General features: G+C 74.2%; 22 protein-coding genes. 4 read left to right on the forward strand and 18 right to left on the reverse strand.

Annotated elements, in window-relative coordinates; translation table 11 throughout:
- Positions 1–91 precede the first annotated feature (91 nt).
- The 4 genes from moaA to ACFVU9_RS24795 all read right to left on the reverse strand — a co-directional run bounded on the left by moaA (position 92) and on the right by ACFVU9_RS24795 (position 4,448).
- Positions 92–1,081, reverse strand: coding sequence for a GTP 3',8-cyclase MoaA (moaA, locus tag ACFVU9_RS24780; protein ID WP_380445090.1), 990 nt, complete (start codon positions 1,079–1,081; stop codon positions 92–94).
- 80 nt (positions 1,082–1,161) lie between these two features.
- Positions 1,162–2,772, reverse strand: a complete 1,611-nt coding sequence (locus ACFVU9_RS24785) for a cation acetate symporter (protein ID WP_380445091.1) — start codon at positions 2,770–2,772, stop codon at positions 1,162–1,164.
- Positions 2,769–3,125 (reverse strand): DUF485 domain-containing protein, encoded by a 357-nt coding sequence (locus tag ACFVU9_RS24790; RefSeq protein WP_380445092.1) that lies wholly within the window; start codon positions 3,123–3,125, stop codon positions 2,769–2,771. The genes ACFVU9_RS24785 and ACFVU9_RS24790 overlap by 4 nt, the downstream gene beginning before the upstream one ends.
- Before the next feature lie 279 nt (positions 3,126–3,404).
- Entirely contained in the window at positions 3,405–4,448 is a 1,044-nt protein-coding gene (locus ACFVU9_RS24795) for a zinc-dependent alcohol dehydrogenase family protein (protein WP_387596798.1), read from the reverse strand.
- 125 nt (positions 4,449–4,573) lie between these two features.
- Here ACFVU9_RS24795 and ACFVU9_RS24800 point away from each other — a divergent pair, with 125 nt between their 5' ends.
- The 3 genes from ACFVU9_RS24800 (at position 4,574) to ACFVU9_RS24810 (ending at position 7,285) form a co-directional block, all read left to right on the forward strand.
- Positions 4,574–5,557 (forward strand): DEDDh family exonuclease, encoded by a 984-nt coding sequence (locus ACFVU9_RS24800; protein WP_380499163.1) that lies wholly within the window; start codon positions 4,574–4,576, stop codon positions 5,555–5,557.
- A 31-nt stretch (positions 5,558–5,588) separates the two neighbouring features.
- Positions 5,589–6,392 (forward strand): SURF1 family protein, encoded by an 804-nt coding sequence (locus ACFVU9_RS24805; RefSeq protein ID WP_380505489.1) that lies wholly within the window; start codon positions 5,589–5,591, stop codon positions 6,390–6,392.
- A 128-nt stretch (positions 6,393–6,520) separates the two neighbouring features.
- Positions 6,521–7,285: an SDR family oxidoreductase gene (locus tag ACFVU9_RS24810; protein WP_380445096.1), complete on the forward strand. Its 765-nt coding sequence runs from the start codon at positions 6,521–6,523 to the stop codon at positions 7,283–7,285.
- Between the two features lie 12 nt (positions 7,286–7,297).
- Here the strand turns inward: ACFVU9_RS24810 and ACFVU9_RS24815 are convergent, their stop codons facing one another.
- The 9 genes from ACFVU9_RS24815 to ACFVU9_RS24855 form a co-directional block, all read right to left on the reverse strand.
- A complete protein-coding gene (locus tag ACFVU9_RS24815; RefSeq protein ID WP_387596803.1) occupies positions 7,298–7,945 on the reverse strand; it encodes an alkaline shock response membrane anchor protein AmaP in 648 nt (215 codons plus the stop codon).
- The gene (locus tag ACFVU9_RS24820; protein WP_380445098.1) at positions 7,942–8,568 is read right to left on the reverse strand and encodes a DUF6286 domain-containing protein; all 627 of its coding nucleotides are present in this window, start codon (positions 8,566–8,568) and stop codon (positions 7,942–7,944) included. Before ACFVU9_RS24820 ends, ACFVU9_RS24815 begins: the two co-directional genes overlap by 4 nt.
- Complete coding sequence (locus ACFVU9_RS24825) at positions 8,565–8,900, reverse strand: hypothetical protein (RefSeq protein ID WP_380445099.1); 336 nt, start codon at positions 8,898–8,900, stop codon at positions 8,565–8,567. The genes ACFVU9_RS24820 and ACFVU9_RS24825 overlap by 4 nt, the downstream gene beginning before the upstream one ends.
- On the reverse strand, positions 8,900–9,091 hold the full coding sequence (locus tag ACFVU9_RS24830) for a hypothetical protein (RefSeq protein WP_380445100.1): 192 nt from the start codon (positions 9,089–9,091) through the stop codon (positions 8,900–8,902). The genes ACFVU9_RS24825 and ACFVU9_RS24830 overlap by 1 nt, the downstream gene beginning before the upstream one ends.
- Before the next feature lie 46 nt (positions 9,092–9,137).
- A complete protein-coding gene (locus ACFVU9_RS24835) occupies positions 9,138–9,689 on the reverse strand; it encodes an Asp23/Gls24 family envelope stress response protein (RefSeq protein ID WP_380445126.1) in 552 nt (183 codons plus the stop codon).
- Between the two features lie 207 nt (positions 9,690–9,896).
- Positions 9,897–10,703, reverse strand: coding sequence for an enoyl-CoA hydratase/isomerase family protein (locus ACFVU9_RS24840; protein WP_380445101.1), 807 nt, complete (start codon positions 10,701–10,703; stop codon positions 9,897–9,899).
- Positions 10,704–10,977: 274 nt separating this feature from the next.
- Positions 10,978–11,211, reverse strand: coding sequence for a helix-turn-helix domain-containing protein (locus ACFVU9_RS24845; RefSeq protein ID WP_030059940.1), 234 nt, complete (start codon positions 11,209–11,211; stop codon positions 10,978–10,980).
- Positions 11,212–11,538: 327 nt separating this feature from the next.
- Positions 11,539–13,137: an ABC-F family ATP-binding cassette domain-containing protein gene (locus ACFVU9_RS24850; protein WP_380445102.1), complete on the reverse strand. Its 1,599-nt coding sequence runs from the start codon at positions 13,135–13,137 to the stop codon at positions 11,539–11,541.
- A 227-nt stretch (positions 13,138–13,364) separates the two neighbouring features.
- Complete coding sequence (locus tag ACFVU9_RS24855; protein WP_387596808.1) at positions 13,365–14,408, reverse strand: hypothetical protein; 1,044 nt, start codon at positions 14,406–14,408, stop codon at positions 13,365–13,367.
- Positions 14,409–14,783: 375 nt separating this feature from the next.
- Between ACFVU9_RS24855 and ACFVU9_RS24860 the strand changes: the two genes are divergently transcribed.
- Positions 14,784–16,022, forward strand: coding sequence for a glycoside hydrolase family 26 protein (locus tag ACFVU9_RS24860; RefSeq protein ID WP_387596811.1), 1,239 nt, complete (start codon positions 14,784–14,786; stop codon positions 16,020–16,022).
- Positions 16,023–16,044: 22 nt separating this feature from the next.
- On the opposite strand, the gene ACFVU9_RS24865 is transcribed toward ACFVU9_RS24860, so the two are convergent.
- The 5 genes from ACFVU9_RS24865 to ACFVU9_RS24885 form a co-directional block, all read right to left on the reverse strand.
- On the reverse strand, positions 16,045–17,232 hold the full coding sequence (locus ACFVU9_RS24865) for a GNAT family N-acetyltransferase (RefSeq protein ID WP_387596814.1): 1,188 nt from the start codon (positions 17,230–17,232) through the stop codon (positions 16,045–16,047).
- Positions 17,229–18,038 (reverse strand): Wzz/FepE/Etk N-terminal domain-containing protein, encoded by an 810-nt coding sequence (locus tag ACFVU9_RS24870; RefSeq protein ID WP_387596817.1) that lies wholly within the window; start codon positions 18,036–18,038, stop codon positions 17,229–17,231. Before ACFVU9_RS24870 ends, ACFVU9_RS24865 begins: the two co-directional genes overlap by 4 nt.
- Before the next feature lie 67 nt (positions 18,039–18,105).
- On the reverse strand, positions 18,106–19,221 hold the full coding sequence (locus tag ACFVU9_RS24875; protein WP_387596819.1) for a glycosyltransferase: 1,116 nt from the start codon (positions 19,219–19,221) through the stop codon (positions 18,106–18,108).
- Complete coding sequence (locus ACFVU9_RS24880; protein ID WP_380445108.1) at positions 19,218–20,081, reverse strand: polysaccharide deacetylase family protein; 864 nt, start codon at positions 20,079–20,081, stop codon at positions 19,218–19,220. Before ACFVU9_RS24880 ends, ACFVU9_RS24875 begins: the two co-directional genes overlap by 4 nt.
- Positions 20,071–21,792, reverse strand: a complete 1,722-nt coding sequence (locus tag ACFVU9_RS24885; RefSeq protein ID WP_387596822.1) for a lipid II flippase MurJ — start codon at positions 21,790–21,792, stop codon at positions 20,071–20,073. Before ACFVU9_RS24885 ends, ACFVU9_RS24880 begins: the two co-directional genes overlap by 11 nt.

Below are 21,792 nucleotides of genomic sequence, written 5' to 3' on the forward strand. Positions count from 1 at the left end.
GGCTCCAGCACAGCCCACTGGCCATCCGACAGATCCCCACGCCCCATCCGATGAGCCTGGCATCAAGTCCGATGACCTTCCAAAACAGACCCTAGCCCCCGATCGCCGACATCGGCCGGTCGGGCTGGTGGAACTCCGGGTCGTCGATCCCCGCGCCCGCCTTCTTCCCCCACATCGCCGCCCGCCACAGGGCGCCGATCTCGGCGTCGTCGGCGCCCGTGCGCAGGGCGGTGCGCAGGTCCGTCTCCCCGGTCGCGAAGAGGCAGTTGCGCACCTGGCCGTCGGCGGTGAGCCGGGTGCGGTCGCAGGCGCGGCAGAAGGGGCGCGTGACGGAGGCGATCACGCCGACCCGGGCCGGGCCGCCGTCGACCAGCCAGCGTTCGGCCGGCGCGGCGCCCCGGCGCGCGGAGGGCTCCGGGGCGAGCGCGAAGCGCGCGGCGAGCCGGTCGAGGATCTCCTCGGCGGTGATCATCGACGTGCGGTCCCAGCCGTGCTGGGCGTCCAGCGGCATCTGCTCGATGAACCGCAGCTCGTAGCCGCGCTCCAGGCACCAGGCGAGCAGGTCGGGCGCCTCGTGGTCGTTGACCCCGCGCATCAGCACCGCGTTCAGCTTCACCGGGGTCAGCCCGGCGGCCTCGGCGGCGGCCAGCCCGTCCAGGACGTCCTGGTGGCGCTTGCGGCGGGTGAGCGTGAAGAACACCTCGGGGTCGAGGGTGTCCAGGGAGACGTTGACGCGGTCGAGCCCGGCCTCGCGCAGCGCCGTCGCGGTGCGGGCCAGGCCGATCCCGTTGGTCGTGAGCGAGATCTCCGGGCGCGGCTCCAGTTCGCCGCACGCGGCGACGATCGCGACGAGCCCGGGGCGCAGCAGCGGCTCGCCGCCGGTGAAGCGCACCTCCCGCACGCCGAGGTCGCGCACCGCGATCGTGACCAGCCGGACGATCTCCTCGTCGGTGAGCAGGTCGGGCTTGCCGAGCCACTGCAGCCCCTCCTCGGGCATGCAGTACGTGCAGCGCAGGTTGCACCGGTCGGTGAGGGAGACGCGCAGGTCGACGGCCTGTCGTCCGAACGTGTCGAGTAGCACGGCGGTCCCTTCACCAGTAATGCGGCCGGCCCGGCCCACCGTCGCGGCGGGGCCGGGCCAGCATAGTCATCGCGCGGTGATCAGTGGGCGCCCAGTCCGGTCAGCGAGCGGACCTCCAGTTCAGCGTACTTCGCCGGGTCGGGGCTTTCCTTGGACAGCAGGGTGCCGATCCAGCCGGCCAGGAAGCCGATCGGGATGGAGACCAGGCCGGGGTTCTCCAGCGGGAACCAGTGGAAGTCCGAGTCCGGGAAGAGCGAGGTCTTCGCGCCGGAGACCACCGGCGAGAAGATCACCAGCAGCACCGAGCTGATCAGGCCCGCGTAGACGGAGGCGACGGCGCCGGCCGTGGTGAAGCGCTTCCAGAACAGCGAGTAGAGCAGCGTCGGCAGGTTCGCCGAGGCGGCCACCGCGAAGGCCAGGGCGACCAGGGCCGCGGTGTTGAGCTTGCCGGCGAAGAGGCTGAGCACGATGGCCACCGCGCCGATCGCGACGGCGGCCCACTTCGCCGAGAGCACCTCCTCCTTCTCGGTGGCCCGGCCGCGCCGGATCACGTTGGCGTAGAGGTCGTGCGCGAAGGAGGCCGAGGAGGCCAGGGTGAGGCCGGCGACGACGGCGAGGATGGTGGCGAAGGCGACCGCGGAGATCACCGCGAGCAGGATCGCGCCCCCGGTGGAGCCCGCGCCGCCGCCGAGCGACTCGGCCAGCTGCGGCGCCGCGGTGTTGCCCGCCGCGTTGGCCGCCTTGATCGCCTTGGGCCCGACGAGCGCCGCCGCGCCGAAGCCGAGCGCCAGCGTCATCAGGTAGAAGACGCCGATGATGCCGATCGCCCAGAGCACCGACTTCCGCGCCGCCTTGGCGGTGGGCACGGTGTAGAAGCGGACGAGGATGTGCGGCAGGCCGGCGGTGCCGAGCACCAGCGCGATCCCGAGGCTGATGAAGTCGAGCTTGGTGGTGCCGCTGACGCCGTACTTCAGCCCGGGTTCGAGGAAGGCCGCGCCCTTGCCGCTCGCGCTGGCGGCGGCGCCGAGCAGCTCGGACGGGTTGAAGTGGTACTTGGCGAGGACCAGGACGGTCATCAGCGCGGTGCCGGCGATCAGCAGCACGGCCTTGACGATCTGCACCCAGGTGGTGCCCTTCATGCCCCCTATCACCACGTAGACGACCATCAGCGCGCCGACCGCGACGATGGTCCAGCGCTTGGCGCCCTCCCCGCTGACGCCGAGCAGCAGGGCGACCAGCGTCCCGGCGCCGACCATCTGGGCGAGCAGGTAGAAGATCGACACGATGATCGTGGAGACGCCCGCGGCGGTGCGCACCGGGCGCTGCTTCATCCGGAACGCGAGCACGTCCGCCATGGTGTAGCGGCCGGCGTTGCGCAGCGGCTCGGCGATCAGGAGCAGGGCGACCAGCCAGGCCACCAGGAACCCGATCGAGTACAGGAAGCCGTCGTACCCGGAGAGGGCGATGGCGCCGGCGATGCCGAGGAAGGACGCGGCGGACATGTAGTCGCCGGAGATGGCCAGGCCGTTCTGGAAGCCGGTGAAGCCCCGGCCGCCGGCGTAGAAGTCGGCGGCGTCCTTGGTCTGCCGGCCGGCCCAGACGGTGATGCCGAGCGTGAGCAGCACGAAGAACCCGAACAGGGTCATCGTGAGTCCGCGGTGCTCGGTGGCGGAGCTGGCGAGCAGGATCATTCGGCGGACTCCCGGGGAGCATGGACGACGGCGCCGTGGGCCTCGCGGATCGCGGCGGCGGGCGGGTCGATCCGCCGGTCCGCGTACCGGGCGTACCACGCCGCGATGGCGAAGGTGGTGACGAACTGCAGCAGCCCCAGCACCAGTGCGACGTTGATGTGCCCGACGACCTTGGTGCCCATCAGACCGGGCGCGTAGCTGGAGAGCAGGATGTAGAGCAGGTACCACAGCACGAAGCCGATGGTGACCGGGAAGGCGAAGTTCCGGAAGGAACTCCGCAGGGCCCGGAACTCCTGGCTCTCGTCGATGAGTTGGACATCCGTAGGGGCAGTGGTGATCGGCGGCGATTCCACGCTGTACTCCTCACTCCTTCGGCGTAGCGGTCGCACAAGGCGGACGGTCGGACGTGAGGGGCGTCACAATCCGTATGCGCGCCGCGCAATGCTAGGAGCGTCGTGCCCGCCCCGGAAGGGGTTGACTGCGATCGGCCGCCTGTTCACCCCCTCGCACTATCCAATTGGCCGAAAACCACCACTGGCGTCACTTCGGGACCGCCTCGCCCCACGACTGAGGGGCGCCACCGTCCAACGGTGGCACCCCTCGTGACGATCTCTCGGGTTCGAGCGGGACCGTCAGAAGGCGATCCGGACCTTCAGGGCCGAGCGGTCGTCCATCGCCCGGTAACCGTCCGGGACCTCCGCCAGTCCGACCGTCCGGTCGAACACCAGGCCCGGCTCGATGGCGCCCGAGAGGACGTCGGGCAGCAGCTCGGGGATGTAGGCGCGGGCCGGCGCCACCCCGCCGTTCAGCGAAACGTTGCGACCGAACATCTGGCCGATATCGACGCCGGCGCTCCCGCCGTGCGGCACCCCGACGTAGCCCACCGCGCCGCCGTCGCGGGTGATCGAGACGGCCGTGCGCATCGACTCCTCGGTGCCGACGGCCTCCAGCACCGCGTGCGCGCCCAGTCCGCCGGTCAGCTCCTTCACGGCTTCCACGGCCGCGTCGCCGCGCTCGGCCACCACGTCCGTCGCGCCGAAGCGCCGGGCGAGGTCCGTGCGGGCGGGGTGCCGGCCGAGCGCGATGATCCGGCCCGCACCGAGCCGGTGCGCCGCCAGCACTCCGCACAGGCCCACCGCGCCGTCGCCGACCACGGCGACCGTCGCGCCCGGACGCACCCGCGCCGAGACGGCCGCGTGGTGTCCGGTGGACATCACGTCCGACAGTGCGAGCAGGCCGGGCAGCAGCTTCTCGTCGCCGGCCGCCTCCTTCGGCAGCCCGACCAGCGTCCCGTCTGCGAACGGCACCCGGACCGCCTCGCCCTGGCCGCCGTCCGAGCCCACCTGGCCCCAGAAGCCGCCGTGCGGGCAGGAGGTCTGGAGGCCTTCGAGACAGAACTCACAGGTGCCGTCCGACCAGACGAACGGCGCCACGACGAGGTCGCCCTTCGCGAAGCCGCGCACCTCGGCGCCGGCCTCCTCGACGACGCCCAGGAACTCGTGGCCGATCCGCTGCCCGGCCACGCGCTGCGCGACCCCGCGGTAGGCCCAGAGGTCGCTGCCGCAGATGCAGGCGTTCAGGACCCGGACCACGGCGTCCGTCGGCTGGCGGACCACCGGGTCGGGGACCTCTTCGATCCGGATGTCGTTGGGGCCGTGAATGACGGTGGCGCGCATGGATTTTCGTCCTTGTCTACGGGGTCGGCCGCATGTACGACGCCTATGCGGAACACTCTATTCCGACCGCCCCACCTGAACATTTCGGCCGGACGCCACCCGATCGGCGCTTATCCTGTTGGACCATGCAACCGATCCAGCCCGAGACGCACGGCGTGCACCTCCCGGCCCAGCGCACCGCCACCCTCGACGGGGGCTTCGCCGTGGTGGACGTCGAGACCACCGGCCTCGGCCGCTCGGACCGCGTCATCTCCGCGGGCGTCTACCAGCTGGACCCGGACGGCGAGATCACCGACCACTGGTACACCCTGGTCAACCCCGAGCGGGACCCGGGCCCGGTCTGGATCCACGGCCTCACCGCCCAGCTGCTCTCCGGCGCCCCGACCTTCCCGGAGATCGCCGACGAGTTCGCCACCCGCCTCGCGGACCGCGTCCTGGTCGCCCACAACGCGCTCTTCGACTGGAACATGATCTCCCGCGAGTTCTCCCGGGCCGGCCGCCGCGCCCCGGTCGACCAGCGGATCTGCACCATGGTCCTCTCCCGCGACCTGCGCCTGCCGCTGCCCAACGGCAAGCTCTCCTCGCTCGCCGCGCACTTCGGCGTCCAGCAGCGCCAGGCCCACAACGCCCTGGACGACGCCCGCGTGCTCGCCGAGGCGTTCCGCCCCAGCCTGCACCTGGCGCGCCTGGGCGGCGTCCCGCTGCCCCTGCAGACCTGCGTCGCGGTCACCGACCTCGGCGAGGACGAGCCCGCCGCCCCCGGCCGCAGCGGCTGGACCGGCGCCGCCTACCGCCAGGCCAAGAAGCGCCCGCCGTGCCCGTACCCGAACCCGGGGCGCTGGGAGGACGGCAAGCCGCTGGTCCAGGGCATGCGGGTGGCGTTCACCGGCGACACCGCCACCGACCGCGAGCTGCTGGAGGACCGCGCCGCCGAGGCCGGCCTGCACATCGCCGGCTCGGTGAGCCGGCTCACCAGCCTCCTCGTCACCAACGAGCCGAACAGCTGGAGCGGCAAGGCGCGCAAGGCCCGCGAGGTGGGCACCCCGGTCGTCGGCGAGGACGCCTTCCTCCAGCTGCTGCGCGAGGTCGCCCCGCACCCCGGTGCGTGAGGCGCCTGTGAGGTCGGCGTACGGTTCCCATGTGTACCGTTTTCTGCTGACCCGGCAATGGCTGATCACCCTGCTGATCGCGCTGCTGCTGATCCCCACGACGATCAAGCTGGGTTTCTGGCAGCTGCACCGTCACGAGGCGCGGGTGGCCCGCAACGAGCTGATCGCCAAGGCGCTCACCGCCCAGCCGGAGCCGTTCGACAGCCTGTCGCCGACCGCGGGCTTCGCGGTCCCCTCGGACCTCACCTGGCGCGCGGTGACGGCCGCCGGCCAGTACGACCCGGCGCACGAGTTCGTGGTCCGCAAGCGGACCGACTCCAACGGGACCATCGGCTACTTCGTCGTGACCCCGCTGAAGCTGTCGGACGGCAAGGGCACCGTCCTGGTCAACCGCGGCTGGGTCGCCTCCGGTGACACCGCCACCGAGTACCCGCCCGTCCCGGCGGCCCCGAACGGCGAGGTCACCGTCACCGGCCGGATGCGCGCCGACGAGACGGTCAAGGGCAGCGGCGGTTTCGTCAAGGACCGGGCCGGCCTGCCCGACCGCCAGTTCAACCTGATCAACACCGAGCAGCAGGCCAAGGAGACCGGCGTCCCCCTGCTCGGCGGCTACCTGGAGCTCACCGGCACCACCCCGGCCCCGGCCGCCCAGCCCGCGCTGATCCCCGACCCCGACCACTCCGACATCGGCCCGCACATGGCCTACGCGATCCAGTGGTGGCTGTTCACCTCGATGATCCCGGTCGGCGTGTGGATCCTGATCCGCCGCGAGGCCAAGGACCGCGCCAGGCAGCAGGCCGAACCCGAGGCCGCCGCGGAGACCGTCCCCGTCTGAGACCGTCCCCGCCCGAGGTCGGGCGCGCTTGAGGTCGGGCGCGCTTGAGGTCGGCCGCGCTTGAGGTCGGCCGCGCTTGAGGTCGGCCGCGCCACGCCGGACGCCCCCGACCCGGCAAGATGTCCCCCATGGATCTCGGACTGAAGGACAAGGCGTACGTCGTCACCGGTGCCACCCGCGGCCTCGGCTTCGCCACCGCCCGTGAACTCGCCGCCGACGGCGCCCACGTGCTGGTGACCGGCCGGACCGAGGAGGCCGTGGACGCGGCCGTCGCCGAACTCGCCGGTCTCCCCGGCACCGTCCACGGCGTGACCGCCGACAACGCCGACCCGCGGACCGCCGAACGGCTCGTCGCCGAGGCGAGCGCCGCCTTCGGCCGCCTGGACGGCGTCCTGATCAGCGTCGGCGGCCCCCAGGCCGGCCCGGTCGGGACGACCCCGGAAGAGGCCTGGCGCGACGCCTTCGAGTCGGTCTTCCTCGGCGCCCTGCGCATAGCCCGCACCGCCGCCGCGACCCTCGGCGAGGGCGGCGTGATCGGCTTCGTGCTCTCGGCGTCCGTCCGCCAGCCGATCGCGGGCCTCGGCATCTCCAACGGCCTGCGCCCCGGCCTCGCGATGGCCGCCAAGTCGCTCGCCGACGAGCTCGGCCCGCGCGGCATCCGGGTGGTCGGCCTGCTCCCGGCCCGGATCGACACCGACCGGGTCCGCGAGCTCGACGCCCTCGGCGGTGACCCGGACGGCGCCCGCGCCCACCACAGCGCCGCCATCCCGCTCGGCCGCTACGGCACCCCGGAGGAGTTCGGCCGGGTCGCCGCGTTCCTGCTCTCCCCCGCCGCGTCCTACCTGACCGGCGTGATGGTCCCGGTGGACGGCGGAGCCCTGCGCACCCTCTGAGCCCCCGGCCCGTCACTCCACCCGCGGAGGCCTCCGCCGCTGCCGCCGCCGACGGCGCCGCGGACCGGCGGGGGCCTCCTGGAGCACCCGGATCCGCAGGTCGGCGGGCAGCTCCGGCACCCCGAGGCTCCCGAGGGCGTCGGCCCGCGGTCCCGTCTCGAAATGCTCCACCAGCGCGGCCGGGTCCCCGCCGGGGGTGAGCCGGACGGCCCCCCGCAGCCGCGGGTGCCCGGGCGCGCGCACCAGGCGCACGTCCACGCGCTCGACCTCGGGCAGCACGACGGCCCCCGACTCCAGCGCCTCCTCCAGCGCCCGCGCGCTCACCCGCATCCTGAGCCCGGCCACCCCGGGCGTCGGCACCGCGATGCTGGAGAGCCCGGTGCGCCGCAGCTGCGCCACGAGCCACCACACCATGGCCAGGACCAGCGCCGACAGCCCGCCGATGACGGTCGGCCACCACCAGGAGCCCGCCACCCACCGGGTGCGCGACCTCGCGCTCACCACGGGCTGGTGGGGCGAGGTCAGCGGCCACCAGTCGGGCGGGTGCACCCCGAGCCGCCCGTACAGGTCGAGCCCGCCGGCCAGCACCAGCACCCCGGCCACCACGAGCGCCGCCCCGACCAGTCCGATCAGCACCCGGTTGACGGTCCCCCGGCTCATCCCGCCGCCCCGCCCACGCCGCCCGCGCTCCCCGCCGCCTCCGTCTCCGCCTCCCCGGCCCCCTCCCGCGGCACCGTCCGGACGTCCAGCCGCAACGGCCGCGCCAGCGTCACCCGCGCGAGCTCGTCCCGCAGCTGCCGCTGCAGCGACGCCGGGTCGGACGGCCCGTACAGGTGCACCCGGACCCTCCGCCGCCCGATCTGGATCCGGACCCGCTCGACGTCCGGGAGCCCGGCCGCCCGGTCGGTCAGCAGGTGCCCGATCCCGGACCGGTTGATCACCGCGCTGGTGCCCCCGTGCGGACGCAGCGCCAGCCACCGGCGCAGCCCCGGCGCGAACGCCAGCCAGAGCAGCAGCGCCCCCAGCCCGGTGGCCGCCCCCGCCCCGACCAGGACCCACAGGTCGTCGAGGTGACGGGTCGCGAGCTCGTCCGCGATCTCCGCCCGCCACCGCCGGACGGAGTGCCCCGTCCGCACCGACACCACGTCATAGAGCAGCGCGCCCGCGATCACCAGCACGCCCGCCGCCACCAGCACCGCCTCGGGCGTCCGCGCCGCCCGCGGCCGCCGTACCTTCCCCTCGCCCGCCCCCGCCCCCGCCTCCCCCTCCTCCGGCGCCGTCACGACCGCCCTCCCGTCACCAGCCGCTCCACGACCACGACCACCTCCGACACCCGCGTCCCCGTCAGCCCCTTGACCCGTGTCCCGACGCGGTCCCGCACGGCCCGGGCGAGCCCGGCCAGATCGGCGGGGAACGGCAGCTCGACCTCCACCCGGACCCGGACGGTGCTGCCGGGGACGGACACCGACACCACGGGCAGCGCACCCCTGACCGACCGTCCGGCCCACGCCTCCGCCAGGGCCTCCGTGGCCGCGCGGGCCGCGATGCGCGCGTACGCGCGGTCGGAGATCCGGATCCGGCCGCGCGTCGCCGCCGGGGCGGCCGGGCCCGCCATCAGCGGCGCCGGTCGCGGCCGCGGAGCAGGTCGCCCAGGTCCCCGAGTTCGATGTCGCCCTCCAGCAGCCGCCCGGCCACGAAGCCGACCAGCCCCAGCGCCGCCACCAGCAGGAAGGCCGCGAACCCGCCGAAGTACCCGGCGAAGCCGAGCGCCATGCCCACCACAAGGCCGACCACGGCCAGGTTCATCCGCTACTCCCTCGTCCTGCGCCCGGGATCCCGCGCGCCCGGGCCGTCACTTGAGCTTGGGCCGCTGCCCGGACGGCACCATCTGCTCCTCTTCCTCCTCGAACTCCGGCTCGTCCGGGAGGTGCACGTCGTTGACCGCGATGTTGACCTCGACGACCTCAAGGCCGGTCATCCGCTCGACCGCGTTGATGATGTTCTCCCGCACCTGGCGGGCGAGTTCGGGGATGACGACGCCGTACTCGACGACCAGCGCGATGTCGATCGCGGTCTGCTTCTCGCCGACCTCGGCCTTGATGCCGCGTCCGACGCTGGACCTGCCGCCGGGCACCCGGTCCCGCATGGCGCCGAACGTCCGGGCGAGCCCGGAGCCGAGGGCGTGGATGCCGGAGACCTCGCGGGCCGCCATGCCGGCGATCTTCTCGACCACTCCGACGGCCAGCGCCGTCCGGCCGCGCTCGCCGACCGGCTTGGGCGCGGCGGCGGCGGACCCGCCGGTCGAACCGGGCGCGCCGGAGGAACCGGACGGGCCCGAGGCGTGGGAAGGAGCAGAGGCGTGGGAAGGAGCGGAGGCCGGGGCGTTGGCGGGGTTCTTGTGCATGCTCGCGGGCGTCGGAGTGTCAGGCATGGGGCGGGTCTCCCGTCGTACGGCTCCAGCTATATCGCAGATCCCCACAACTCTGGCATTTCGCCACGTTTCGCGCCCGCCGAGCGACGCTCCGGCAACCCCGCGGGAACCCCCGGGAACGACGGAGGCCCGGCTCCGGGGAGCACCCCCCGGACCGGGCCCACCGAGCGGGAACGGACGTCAGTCGCCGATGCCCGCCAGGTCCCGCAGACGACGGGCCTGTGCGAGCCGTTCGGCGGAACGCTGCTCGTCGAACGACCGGCCCGAGGCCCCCTGCAGCAGGGCCTTCGTCTCGATCGCGGCGTTGCGCGGCGCGGCCAGCAGCGCGGCGGCCAGGTCGCGCGCGGCGCCGTCGAGCTCCGCGCCCGGGACGGCGATGTTGGCCAGGCCGATCGCGACGGACTCCTGCGCACCCACCCAGCGGCCGGTCACGCAGATCTCCAGCGCCCGCGCGTAGCCCACGAGTTCGGTGAGCGGCTTGGTGCCGGCGAGGTCGGGGACGAGCCCGAGCGACGTCTCCTTCATGGAGAACTGGACGTCCTCCGCGACGACCCGCAGGTCGCAGCCGAGCGCGAGCTGGAACCCGGCGCCGACGGCGTGCCCCTGGACGGCCGCGATCGAGATCAGGTCGGGCCGGCGCCACCAGGTGAAGGCCTCCTGGTAGGTGGCGATGGTGTCGTCGAGCTCCTTCTCCTCGGCGGCCGCGAGCTGGAGGAAGCTGGGCTCGCCGGGGATGCCCTCGGGGGTGAACATGGCCCGGTCGAGGCCGGCGGAGAAGGAGACGCCCTCCGCGCGGAGCAGCACGACGCGGACGGTGCCGGGCAGATCACGGCCGGCGGCGGCGAGGGCGCGCCACAGGGCGGGCGACTGGGCGTTGCGCCGCTTGGGCTGACACAGGGTGACGACGGCGAGGTCGCCGTCGATCTCCAGGCGGACGCCGTCCTGCTCCCCGCTCGGGGTCTGCGGGTCGGTGGCGGGGGCGGTCATGCGGAGACCTCCGGTGGCGAGGGACTTGGCTACCGGAGAGTAACAAACCCGGGCGCGCAGCGGCAGACCCAGCCGCCCGGGAGTGCGGGGGAATTCGTCGAAAAGGAAATGCGGGCATGACGATCGGCGGCCGGTCCACTCGATCCGAGGGTGGACGAATCAGCTGGTCGACTCACGATCAGCCCACGATCGTCGGACAATTAGCGACGATCGCCACTCGTCTCCCCGGTCGGCGCCCTGCCGCCGCGTCATCCAGCCATGAGCCGACGGGCCGTCAGGAACCGGCCCCGGCAGTCGCCTTGTTCTTGCCCCGCGTGGCACCGCCGCGGCCCCGGAGGATCACTCCGGATTCGCTCAGCATCCGGTGCACGAAGCCGTACGAGCGACCGGTCTCCTCCGCGAGAGCGCGAATGCTCGCCCCGGAGTCGTACTTCTTCTTGAGATCGGCCGCGAGCTTCTCACGCGCGGCACCGGTCACCCGGCTGCCCTTTTTCAGAGTCTCGGCCACCCGTGCCTCCTCGTAGCGTTGCTCGGTCAGATTCCCATGATCACCCATCCACCGCGTCCTGGCCACCCATTCGACAAGGTCGATGTCGGGAATGCGCCGTCCTTCGGTGGTGATCCGAGCGCACCAGGGCGCTCACGCAGAGTGCACGCCCCCGGGCGAATTGCGCCGGGTGCCGGAAAATAGCTGATCAGCAGCGTCGGCCCGACCACGATCGAGTGGCGGGCCGACGGAAGCTCCTTAAACGGAATCCGGGACTGCTTCATTCCCGGACACGCCGTAAGGACTAGGTTTTCTGGTCCGAAAAGGGGAGGGGGCGTCTACTTCCGGTCAGGCGAGCGAGACCAGATCGGCGTAGGACGGGTTCCACAGGTCCTCCACGCCGTCCGGCAGCAGGATGATCCGCTCCGGGTCGAGCGCCTCGACCGCGCCCTCGTCGTGGGTGACCAGCACGACCGCGCCGGAGAACTCGCGCAGCGCGCCCAGGATCTCCTCGCGGCTGGCCGGGTCGAGGTTGTTGGTGGGCTCGTCCAGCAGCAGCACGTTGGCGGAGGAGACCACCAGGGTGGCCAGCGCCAGACGGGTCTTCTCGCCGCCGGAGAGCACCCCGGCCGGCTTGTCCACGTCGTCGCCGGAAAACAGGAAGGAGCCGAGGATCTTGCGGATCTGCACCAGGTCGGTGTCCGGCGCGGCCGAGCGCATGTTCTCCAGGACGCTGCGGTCCGGGTCGAGCGTCTCGTGCTCCTGGGCGTAGTAGCCGATCTTCAGGCCGTGGCCCGGGATGACCTCGCCGGTGTCCGGCGCCTCCACCCCGGCGAGCATCCGCAGCAGGGTGGTCTTGCCGGCGCCGTTGAAGCCCAGCACGACGACCCGGGAACCCCGGTCGATCGCCAGGTCGACGTCGGTGAAGATCTCCAGCGAGCCGTAGGACTTGGACAGGCCGCTGGCGGTCAGCGGGGTCTTGCCGCAGGGGGCCGGGTCGGGGAAGCGCAGCTTGGCGACCTTGTCGTTCATCCGGACCTGCTCCAGGCCGGAGAGCAGCTTGTCGGCGCGGCGGGCCATGTTCTGCGCGGCCACCGTCTTGGTCGCCTTGGCGCGCATCTTGTCGGCCTGCGCGTTCAGCGTCGCGGCCTTCTTCTCGGCGTTGGCCCGCTCGCGCTTGCGGCGCTTCTCGTCGTCCTCGCGCTGCTGCTGGTACTGCTTCCAGCCCATGTTGTAGACGTCGACGCAGGAGCGGTTGGCGTCCAGGTAGAAGACCTTGTTGACGACCGTCTCGACCAGGTCGACGTCGTGCGAGATGACGATGAAGCCGCCCTTGTACGTCTTCAGGAAGTCCCGCAGCCAGACGATGGAGTCCGCGTCCAGGTGGTTGGTGGGCTCGTCGAGGAGCAGCACGTCGGAGTCGGAGAAGAGGATCCGGGCGAGCTCGACACGGCGGCGCTGACCACCGGACAGGGTGTGCAGCGGCTGGCCGAGGATGCGGTCCGGCAGGCCCAGCGCGGCGGCGATCGTGGCGGCCTCGGCCTCGGCGGCGTACCCGCCCTTGGTGAGGAACTCGGTCTCCAGCCGGGCGTACTTCTTCATCGCGTTGTCCTGGGTGGCGCCCTTGCCGTTGGCCATCCGGTCCTCGTTCTCGCGCATCTTCTTGAGCACGGTGTCGAGGCCGCGCGCGGAGAGGATGCGGTCCTTGGCGAGGACGTCGAGGTCGCCGGTGCGCGGGTCCTGCGGGAGGTAGCCGACCTCGCCGGAGCGGGTCACCGTGCCGGCGGCGGGCAGGCCCTCGCCGGCCAGCACCTTGGTGAGCGTGGTCTTGCCGGCGCCGTTGCGCCCGACCAGACCGATCCGGTCGCCGGCGGCGACCTTGAAGCTCGCGGACTCGATCAGAATGCGGGCGCCTGCGCGCAGCTCAAGGGCGTTCGCGGAAATCATGGCCGGGTACTACTCCTGGGACGTGGGCGGGCAGCCTGGGCGGTGCACAGGGCCGGGCGGCGGGAGGGGGCTCGTCGGCGGTCGGCACGGCGCACGGGGCGCCGACACTCGCCCGCTAGTGCCCGGAGAGAACAGCCATGACGGCAAGTCTACCGGGCCGCGCGGGAACCCCCCGGGGGGATTACCGCCCCGGGGTACCGGCGGCCCGTGGCGGGACGGCCCGGACGCTACGACTGCGGCGTCGCCGAGGCCTGGTCGGTGGCGGCGGCGGTCGGCTGGTCGGTGGCCGCCGGAGTCGGCTGACCGGCCGCCGGGTCCGGCGCCTGGGCGGGCGGCACGTCCGCCGTCGGCGTGGCCGACGGGTCGGTGCAGGCGTTCTGCGGGCGCACGGCGGCGAACGGCGCGGCCGGGCTCTCGCACGGGACGACGGGCGCCGCGGCCACGGTGTCGAACACCTTGGCCGGGACGATCGGACCGTCCGTGATCTGCACCCGGGTGCGGTCCAGCAGCTTGACCTGCGCGGCCGGCCCGGCGCTGAGCTCCCACCCGGTGCTGTCCAGCCGGTAGCCGGTGATGCCGCCGGAGACCGGCTGCCCGCTGCTCCCGAGGCAGCTGCGCGGGACGAGCACCGCGTAGTCGGTGCCGACCGTGCGCAGCGGGTCGTAGAGGCAGCTGCCCGGGGGCTTGCCGTTGTAGCGCAAGTCGCCGTCGGCGTCGCGCAGGCCCATGGTCAGGTTCGGGGTGACGATCGCCACCCACGGGGACGCCTTCTGGACGGTGTGCAGCGCCGCCGCGGCCCGGTCCTGGGCGAGCTGCCTGCGCTGCTCGTCGGTCCGCTTGTCGGCGCCCGGCTCGCCGTCGCCGCGCAGCCAGTCGGCCAGGCCGGGCACGGCGCGGTGCCAGCGCACCTCGTGGTCGCCCGGGCGCACCGAGGTGATCAGGCCGTCGTCCCAGACCACGATGGCGTTGTCACCGGCCATCGCCAGGTACAGCGCGTTGGCGCCCTCGCGGCGGTAGGACCAGGCCTGCTCGCCGGTCCCGCGGTGGACCGCCTCCAGGCCCGGCCCGACGACCTTCAGCTCCAGGTCGGCCGCGCTCAGGGACTGCGAGTTCACCGGCGTGGCCTCCGCGTCGCCCGGCCCCGCCACCCGGTCGCCGAACGGCACCGGCTTGTTGGCGTGCGCCGCCGCTCCGGCCGCAAGGACCAGCATCACCGCGACGGCGGGCAGGATCGAGCGGGGGGTCAGTACACGCAGCGGCTTCCAGGACACGTTGCGGAGGGTACCTTTCGGCGGGCACGCGAGTCAGCCGGGAATCGTCCGGGTCCCGCAGTGCGGACCGCGCACCGGAGCGCGCACGGCCGCCGCGCGCACCCCGCCGCCGACCTGCGCCGTCGGTGCCGACCGGGTCCGGCGCCGCTCCGCGCGGTCCGCCGGGGGCGGGCTCCGGGGCCGGTCCGGACTGTTACAGAGGTGATACACGGCGGGCACCCGGGGTGCCGCTGCGGCAGACGGCGTTCGAATATCGCCCACTTTAGGGTGACATTCGGCTTTTCCGACGCCCGACGGGCCTACTGTCGGCGAGCGGAGCGCCACGGTCCGTCCGCGCTCCCCCACCCGCCCCACCCGTGACGCCCGGGAGAGACCATGCGCATCGGCCGCCTGACGCTGGCCGCCGCCGCCCTGCTGCTGACGGCCACCGTCGGTGTCCCGGCCGGGACACCGCTCAGCCAGGGCGAACGGCACGCCCTCTCGTCCGACGCCTTCGAACCGCGCGGCGCCGCGCCCCGCCCGGCCGTCCAGCGGCCCCGGCACGAACCGCCCTTCGGCGCGTTCGTCGGCTCGTGGGACAACTACATCCCGCAGATCGGCCGGTACGCGCAGTGGCTCGGCAACGCCAACCTCCAGGTCGGCCACACCTACCTGGCGGGCAACAGCTGGGCGGACGTCGAGGGCGAGCCGGTGGTGCTCGGCATGTGGTCGCAGTGGCGGCTCGCCGACCCGTCCCGGGTGCTCGTGCTCGGCGTGCCGATGCTGGCGCCCAACGAGGCGAACGTGCCGGACGGCCAGGTGGCCAAGCTGCTCGGCCAGGGCGCGCACGGCGACTTCGACCGGCACTTCCTCAAGCTCGCCCACCGGCTGGTCGCCCTCGGCGGCGCGGACACCGTGCTGACCCCCGGCTGGGAGATGAACGGCGTCACCTACACCCACCGCTGCAAGCCCGACCCGACCGCCTGGAAGGCGTACTGGCGGCGGATCGTCAAGGTCATGCGCTCGGTGCCCGGACAGCGCTTCCGCTTCGACTTCGCACCCAACCGCGGGCTGGACGCGATCCCGTGGACCAAGTGCTACCCCGGCGACGACGTCGTCGACATCATCGGCATGGACAGCTACGACCAGCCGGCCGGGGCCACCTTCGACGACCACGTGCGCGAGCCGTACGGGCTCCAGGACCAGGTGGAGTTCGCCGCCAAGCGCGGCAAGCAGGTCTCGTACCCGGAGTGGGGCCTGTTCCGCAACGGCGACAACCCGGACTACGTGCAGCGCATGGTCGAGTGGATGCGCACCCACGACACCGCCTACCAGACCGTCACGGACTACTGCCCCCACGGCTTCTTCGGGTGCGACCGCAACCCGCGCTCCAGCGCGCGGTTCAAGCAGCTGATGGCGGGCTCGAAGGGGGCGCCGGCGGTCGTCCCGACGGCGCCCCCGGTCCCGACCGCACCGGCCGTGCCCTTCCTGCCCTCCGGGCCCGCCGTGCCGACCCCGCCGGGCACCCCGGCCGGCCAGAGCCCGTCGGCCGGAGCCTCGCCCACCGGTTCCCTGGCGCCGTCCCCGTCGCCCGCCGCCTCCCCCTCGCCGAGCGGGACCCCGGCCCGGCGGTAGGAAGCGCCCGGCACCCGGGAGCTCAGGCGCGGCGGCGGGCCAGCAGCGCCTCCTTGAGACGCGGGAAGCGGGTCCGCAGGACGTGCGCCACCGCCTGCCGGGCCCGGATGACACCGGCCCTGGCGGTCGCCACCGGGGCCGGGCCCCGCGGGCCGAACAGCAGCCGCTGGTTGGGCAGCTGGTCCGGCCGCCAGCGCTGCTTGTACGGCTCCTGGCCGCGCAGCAGGCTCAGCACCGGGATCCCGGCGCCGACCGTCTCGTCCAGCGCCGCGGCGAACAGGAGCCCGGCGATGTCGATCTTCTCGCGCAACTGCGGGTGCGCCCCGTACATGTACAGGCCGCCGAAGGACGGGCAGAGCAGCAGCAGGTTCACGGCCATCAGCTCGCCGTTCAGCCGGAACTGGTGCACGGCGGCCCGGCCGGAGGCAACCATCCCGGTCGTGGACTCGACCAGGTGCCGGGCGAAGCGCTCGGTGCGGTGCTCCGGGGTCACCCCGCGCTCCTGCCACTGGAGGAAGTGCAGCCGCAGCAGGGCCTCCAGCGCCGCCGGCACCTCCGCCACCGGGGTCGAGCCGACCTCCACGCCCGCCTCGGCGATCTTGCGCAGCTTCACCCGGCTGCGCTGGGCGGTCTTGCCGGGCACCCGCTTGAGCAGCTGCTCCATCGACACGGCCGGCAGGTACTGGCAGAGCGAGTCGGCGAACCGGCGGCGCCGGCCGCGCCAGTGCTCGAACACCTTCTGCACGGCCGCCTCGGGGTGGACCTCGCGCAGCTCCAGCGTGTGCCACGGCCGGGTGAGCGGGAGGGCGGCGGCGAACACGGCGGCGGCCCGGTCGGCGCAGTCGTCGTCGAGCAGGACGTCGGTGAAGTCGACCAGTCCGTCGCCGAGGGCGGTCAGCCCGCCGAGCGGGCCGCCGCGCCGCCGGAAGGCGCCCGCGCCGACCAGCAGGCCGTCCCGGCGGACGGTCACCACCAGCAGGCCGCCCGGGGTGCCGTAGTGGCGCCACCACGAGCGCTGCCAGTCGGCGGCCTGGAAGAAGGTGGTGGTCCGGCAGCGGGCGGCCAGGGCGTCCCACTCCTCGGCGAGGGTGTCGAGGGCGTCGTCCTCGCGGCGCAGCTCGGCGGTCCAGACCGGGCCCGGCGCCCGGTCGGGACCGGCCGGCGGAGCGGCCTGGGCGGGCAGGCCGGCGGCCCGGGACTCGGTCCTCATCGCGCGCTCCCGGTCGCGGCCTTCTCCTTGGCCGGGGGCTCCGCCTCGGCCCCGGCGGCGCCGGCGGGCTTGTCGGCCGTCTTCTCGGCCCGGCCCGGCTTCTCGGCCGGCTTCCCGGCGGCCTTGCCCGCGGGCCCGGCGGCCGTCCGGGCGGGGGCCTCCTCGGTCCGCGGGCGCGGAGCGCTCGGACCGGTCGCCTCCGGGGCCTCCGGGGCTTCCGGGACCCCGGGGGCGACGGGCGCCTCGGCGTCGCCGCGGCGGCGGGTCATCATCACCAGCGCGCCCAGCAGCAGCCCGGCCGCGCCGCCGACCGCGACGTCCAGGCTGCCGGACGGCGTGGTCGGCTTGTCCGGCGCGGCGGCCGGCGCCAGCGTGACCAGCCGGACGCCGGTGTCCCTGCTACTCGTGTTGGCGAAGGAGACCAGCGAGCGGGCCACCGCGTCGGCGGTCTGGGCGGCCTCCTGGGCCCGGGTGCCGGTCCCGGTGATCTCGATCATCGGGGCGTCCGGCGAGGTCGTCCCGTGCACCAGGTTCCCCAGGTCGGTGAGGGTGTGCCCGGTCTCGGCGGCGGCCGCGGCGAGCACCTGCGGCTGGCCGGCCAGCCGCCCGTACGCCTGGGCGAAGTTGGTCGCGGTGGCGGCCTCCCCCGCGTTCTGCGGCACCACGAGCACGTAGGCGCTGGCGGAGTACGAGGGGTGCGCGACGACGGCGTACCCGGCGCCGGCCGCGGCGCCCAGCGGCACCGCGAGCGCCACCGGCCACCAGCGGCGGACCAGGCGGCGGGCGCTTCGGCGCGGTGTGGTCATGGGTGTGACTCCTTGGAGATCAGGGCCGCACGCACGGCGGCCCTTCGGTGAGCGGGCCGGTGGGCCGTCAAGCGCGCGCCAGGCGGTCGTAGAGGGCGCCCAGGTCGGCGGCGACGCGGACGATGTCGTAGTGGCCGACCGCCGGGGGGCGCGGCAGCGGGCCGGCGGTGTGGTCGTTCAGGTGCCGCAGCTCGCGCAGCGCGGTCGCGAACGCGGCGGGCTCGGACGGGATGCGGCGGGCCTGCGGGGCGGCGCTGGGCGGCAGTTCGTCGAGCGCGGGGCAGGCGCTGTGCCGCACCGGCAGGCCGGCCGCGAGCCCCTCCAGGACGCCGAGGCCGAAGGTCTCCTCGGTCGAGGGGGCGGCGAGCACGTCCAGTGCGGTCAGCAGCTCCGGCACGTCGTCGCGTTCGCCGGTGAGCACCAGCCTTTCCCGGACGCCCAGTTCGGCGGCCAGCCGCTCCAGGGCGGCGCGCTCCGGGCCCTCGCCGATCAGCACCAGCCGGGCGTCCGGGTCGAGTTCGGCGAGCGCCTCCAGCAGGACGCCGAAGCGCTTGCCCGGTACCAGGCGGCCGATCCCGCCGACCACCCAGCTCCCCTCCGGCAGGCCGAGTTCGGCGCGCAGCCGGCGCCGGGCGGTGGCCCGCTCGCCGTCCGGCCGGCGGAAGCGCGCGGCGTCGATGCCGTTCGGGATCAGCTCGACCCGGGCCGGCGGGACGCCCCACGCGTGCAGCGTCTGGGCGACCTGGCGGGAGACCGCGACGGTGGTGGTCCCGAGCCGCTCGGCCACCAGGTAGAGGCCCTTGACGCCGCGCGTGACCGGGCGGCCCTCGATCACCCCGGCGTGCAGCGAGTGCTCGGTGGACACCACCGCACGGACCCCGGCCAGTCGCGCCGCGAGCCGGCCGTACAGCTGCGCCCGGTAGAGGTGGGTGTGCACGAGGTCGTAGCGGCCGCTGCGCACCAGCCGGACCAGCCGGGGCAGCGCGCCGAGGTCCCGGTTGCCGCGCATGTCGAGGTGGTGGACGGTGAAGCCGTCGGCGCGCAGGGCGGCGGCGACCGTGCCGGGGTTGGTGAGGGCGAGCACCTCGCACTGCTGGTGCGGCGGCAAGTGTCGTAGCAGCAGCTGGAGTTGGCGCTCGGCACCGCCGGAGGCGAGGCCGGTGACGATGTGCAGGACCCTCACCGTGCCGCCCTCCGGAGGGCGAGCCGGGCGCGGCGCAGCTCGGTGACGGTGTCGCGCAGCCGGTGCCGGCCGCGCTTGGCGCGCAGCCGCCAGGCGCCGTCGCGGTCGCCGACGTAGCAGCGGGGCAGCGCGAAGCGGCCGGTGAGCGGGGAGTGGGCGATCGCCACGGCGTAGTCGTAGCCGGCGTCGCGGACGGCCAGGGCGGCGGGCAGGTCGACGTCGCCGTACGGGTAGCAGAAGCCGGTGACCGGGCCGCCGACGACCTCCTCCAGGAGCCTGCGGCTCTCCCGGGTCTGGGTCGCGAGGACGTCGGCGGGCAGGCCGGGCAGCGACTGGTGACCGAGGCCGTGCGAGCCGATCTCCCAGCCGGCGGCGGCGAGTTCGGTGACCTCCTGGACGGTGAGGAGCTGCTTGCGCGGGCCCTCGGCGTCCCAGTCGTTGGCCCGGCCGAGCAGGTCGGCGACGACGTAGGCGGTGGCGGTGAAGCCGTACGCCTGCAGAATCGGTACCGCGTGCCGGGCGAAGTCGGCGTAGCCGTCGTCGAAGGTGAGTCCGACGAGCTTGTCGTCCCGTCCGGCGGCGCGGGCCCGCATCAGCTCGCGGACCGAGACGCCGCGCCGGCCGCGCCGGTGCAGCCAGGCGATCTGTTCGGCGAACCGCTCGGGGTTGACGGTGAGTCGGTAGGGGTCCTCCTCCTCGACCGCCACCGAGTGGTACATCAGGATCCACGGCGAGGTGGAGCCGGGGCCGGGCGGTTCGCCGATCGGGTTGCGGCTGCGGGGCAGTCGCGCCCGGTGCGGTGGGGCGTCGGTGGCGCCCGCCTGGGCGGCCGAACGGACGGTTCCCCGTTCAGTGTCCATGGGGAAGCTTCCCTTCATCGGCGACGGTTGGCGGGTTCAGGACCCGGACGGCGGCGAGGACCGGACCGCGGACCTCCCTGGCACCGAGGCCGGTGCCGAGGGCGGCGAAGGCCAGCGCCACGGCCAGCCCCCCGAACACGGTCGAGAGCAGGGGGTCGGCGGTGAGGCCGGCCGCGCAGGTGCCGAGCGCGGTGGCGCCGGCGGCGGCTGCCAGCAGCCGGCCGTGGCCGCCGAGCACCCGGCGCAGCCGCAGCGGGATGCCGCGCAGCACGAGGCCGCGCAGCAGCAGGGCCGCGGTGGTGGTGATTCCGGCCGCGTTCCCGGCGGCGAGGCCGAGCGCGCCGAAGCGGGGTGTGGCGAGCAGGCCGACGGCCACGGTGACGGCGAGGCCGAGCAGCATCGCCGCGACCGGGTACCAGTCGAGCAGGCGCCGCCCCCCGTCGTCGGTGCCCGGCTCGTCGGCCCGGCGCACGACGGGGCGCAGCGAGAAGTACGGGCGGATCATCACGCCGATCAGCGCCTGGGCGGGCAGCCCGAAGCTGTAGACCCGGATGACGGCGGCGGTGGCGGCGGTGTCCTGCGGGCCGAAGGCTCCGCGCTGGAAGAGCAGTGAGACGACCGAGGGCGCGCAGGCCATCAGGAACGCGGTGCCGAGCAGGACGACGGCTGCGGCCTGCCCGAGGTCCTTCTCCACCCGGTCGCGGGCGGTGGTGAGGTCGCCGGCCGCGAGCGCGCGGGCGACCAGCGGGAAGGTGACGGTACAGATCAGGATGCCCGCCGTCATGGCGAGTTGGGAGACCTTGGCGGCATAGTTGAGGTGCGAGATGGTGCCGGGCGGAAGTGCGGAGCCGAGGTAGCGCTCGACGAACACCTGGGACTGGCGGGTCAGGGTGAAGGCCGCGACCGGCAGCAGGGCGAACGGCATCAGGACCAGGGCGTGGCGCGAGCGGCCGGAGCGCGCGGCCCGGCCCGTCCGCAGCCGGCGGGCGAACGGGGCGACGAGCAGGACGGCCATCAGGGCGCTGCCGACCGCGACGCCGACGGCGGCCGAGCGGACGCCGAGGAAGGCCTGGCAGCTCAGCATCACGGCCAGGATGCCGACGTTGTAGGCGACGTAGATGCCGGCCGGCGCGGTGAAGCAGTGGTGGGCGCGCAGCGCGGCGGCGAGGTAGCCGGCCACGCCGAACGGCAGCACGGTGATCGCGGTGATCCGGGTGCAGGAGACGGCGAGGGCGGGGTCGCCGAGGCCGGGGGCGAGCAGTTCGACGAGCTGGGGCGCGCCGATCGCGGTGCCGAGGGCGAGGGCGCCGAGGGCGAGCAGCAGCCACGGCAGGGTGGCCCGGACGAGCTGGCGGACCGGGTCCGGGCCGTCCGGGCGCTCCTCGCGCAGCACCAGGGCGAGGGCGAACGCGGGCACCATGAGGAAGGACATGGCGTCCTCGATCAGCAGCGGCGCGGCCGTCTCGGGCACCGTCCAGGAGACCAGGAAGGCGTCGGTGCCCTGGTTGGCGCCGAAGTAGCGGGCCAGCAGGAGGTCGCGCAGGAGCCCGAGGGCGGAGCCGGCGGCGCTGAGCACGGCGGTGATGCCGAAGGCCTTGGCGAGGAAGCCGCGCCGGGGGGCCGGGCCGGGGCCGCCGGGCACGACCTCGGCGGGCGGGGCCTGGCGGGGCGCGGGCAGCGTCGGGACGAGCGCGGGCCGGTCCGTCGTCAT

Source organism: Kitasatospora sp. NPDC057936, assembly GCF_042887525.1.
In the GTDB taxonomy this organism is placed as follows: domain Bacteria; phylum Actinomycetota; class Actinomycetes; order Streptomycetales; family Streptomycetaceae; genus Kitasatospora.

Bases quoted from the DNA above. Each gene is read 5' to 3' on its own strand.
- ACFVU9_RS24785 (WP_380445091.1), bottom strand. From the start codon at position 2,772: ATGATCCTGCTCGCCAGCTCCGCCACCGAGCACCGCGGACTCACGATG.
- ACFVU9_RS24795 (WP_387596798.1), bottom strand. From the start codon at position 4,448: ATGCGCGCCACCGTCATTCACGGCCCCAACGACATCCGGATCGAAGAG.
- ACFVU9_RS24800 (WP_380499163.1), top strand. From the start codon at position 4,574: ATGCAACCGATCCAGCCCGAGACGCACGGCGTGCACCTCCCGGCCCAG.
- ACFVU9_RS24810 (WP_380445096.1), top strand. From the start codon at position 6,521: ATGGATCTCGGACTGAAGGACAAGGCGTACGTCGTCACCGGTGCCACC.
- ACFVU9_RS24815 (WP_387596803.1), bottom strand. From the start codon at position 7,945: ATGAGCCGGGGGACCGTCAACCGGGTGCTGATCGGACTGGTCGGGGCG.
- ACFVU9_RS24825 (WP_380445099.1), bottom strand. From the start codon at position 8,900: ATGGCGGGCCCGGCCGCCCCGGCGGCGACGCGCGGCCGGATCCGGATC.
- ACFVU9_RS24830 (WP_380445100.1), bottom strand. From the start codon at position 9,091: ATGAACCTGGCCGTGGTCGGCCTTGTGGTGGGCATGGCGCTCGGCTTC.
- ACFVU9_RS24835 (WP_380445126.1), bottom strand. From the start codon at position 9,689: ATGCACAAGAACCCCGCCAACGCCCCGGCCTCCGCTCCTTCCCACGCC.
- ACFVU9_RS24840 (WP_380445101.1), bottom strand. From the start codon at position 10,703: ATGACCGCCCCCGCCACCGACCCGCAGACCCCGAGCGGGGAGCAGGAC.
- ACFVU9_RS24850 (WP_380445102.1), bottom strand. From the start codon at position 13,137: ATGATTTCCGCGAACGCCCTTGAGCTGCGCGCAGGCGCCCGCATTCTG.
- ACFVU9_RS24860 (WP_387596811.1), top strand. From the start codon at position 14,784: ATGCGCATCGGCCGCCTGACGCTGGCCGCCGCCGCCCTGCTGCTGACG.
- ACFVU9_RS24865 (WP_387596814.1), bottom strand. From the start codon at position 17,232: ATGAGGACCGAGTCCCGGGCCGCCGGCCTGCCCGCCCAGGCCGCTCCG.
- ACFVU9_RS24870 (WP_387596817.1), bottom strand. From the start codon at position 18,038: ATGACCACACCGCGCCGAAGCGCCCGCCGCCTGGTCCGCCGCTGGTGG.
- ACFVU9_RS24880 (WP_380445108.1), bottom strand. From the start codon at position 20,081: ATGGACACTGAACGGGGAACCGTCCGTTCGGCCGCCCAGGCGGGCGCC.
- ACFVU9_RS24885 (WP_387596822.1), bottom strand. From the start codon at position 21,792: ATGACGACGGACCGGCCCGCGCTCGTCCCGACGCTGCCCGCGCCCCGC.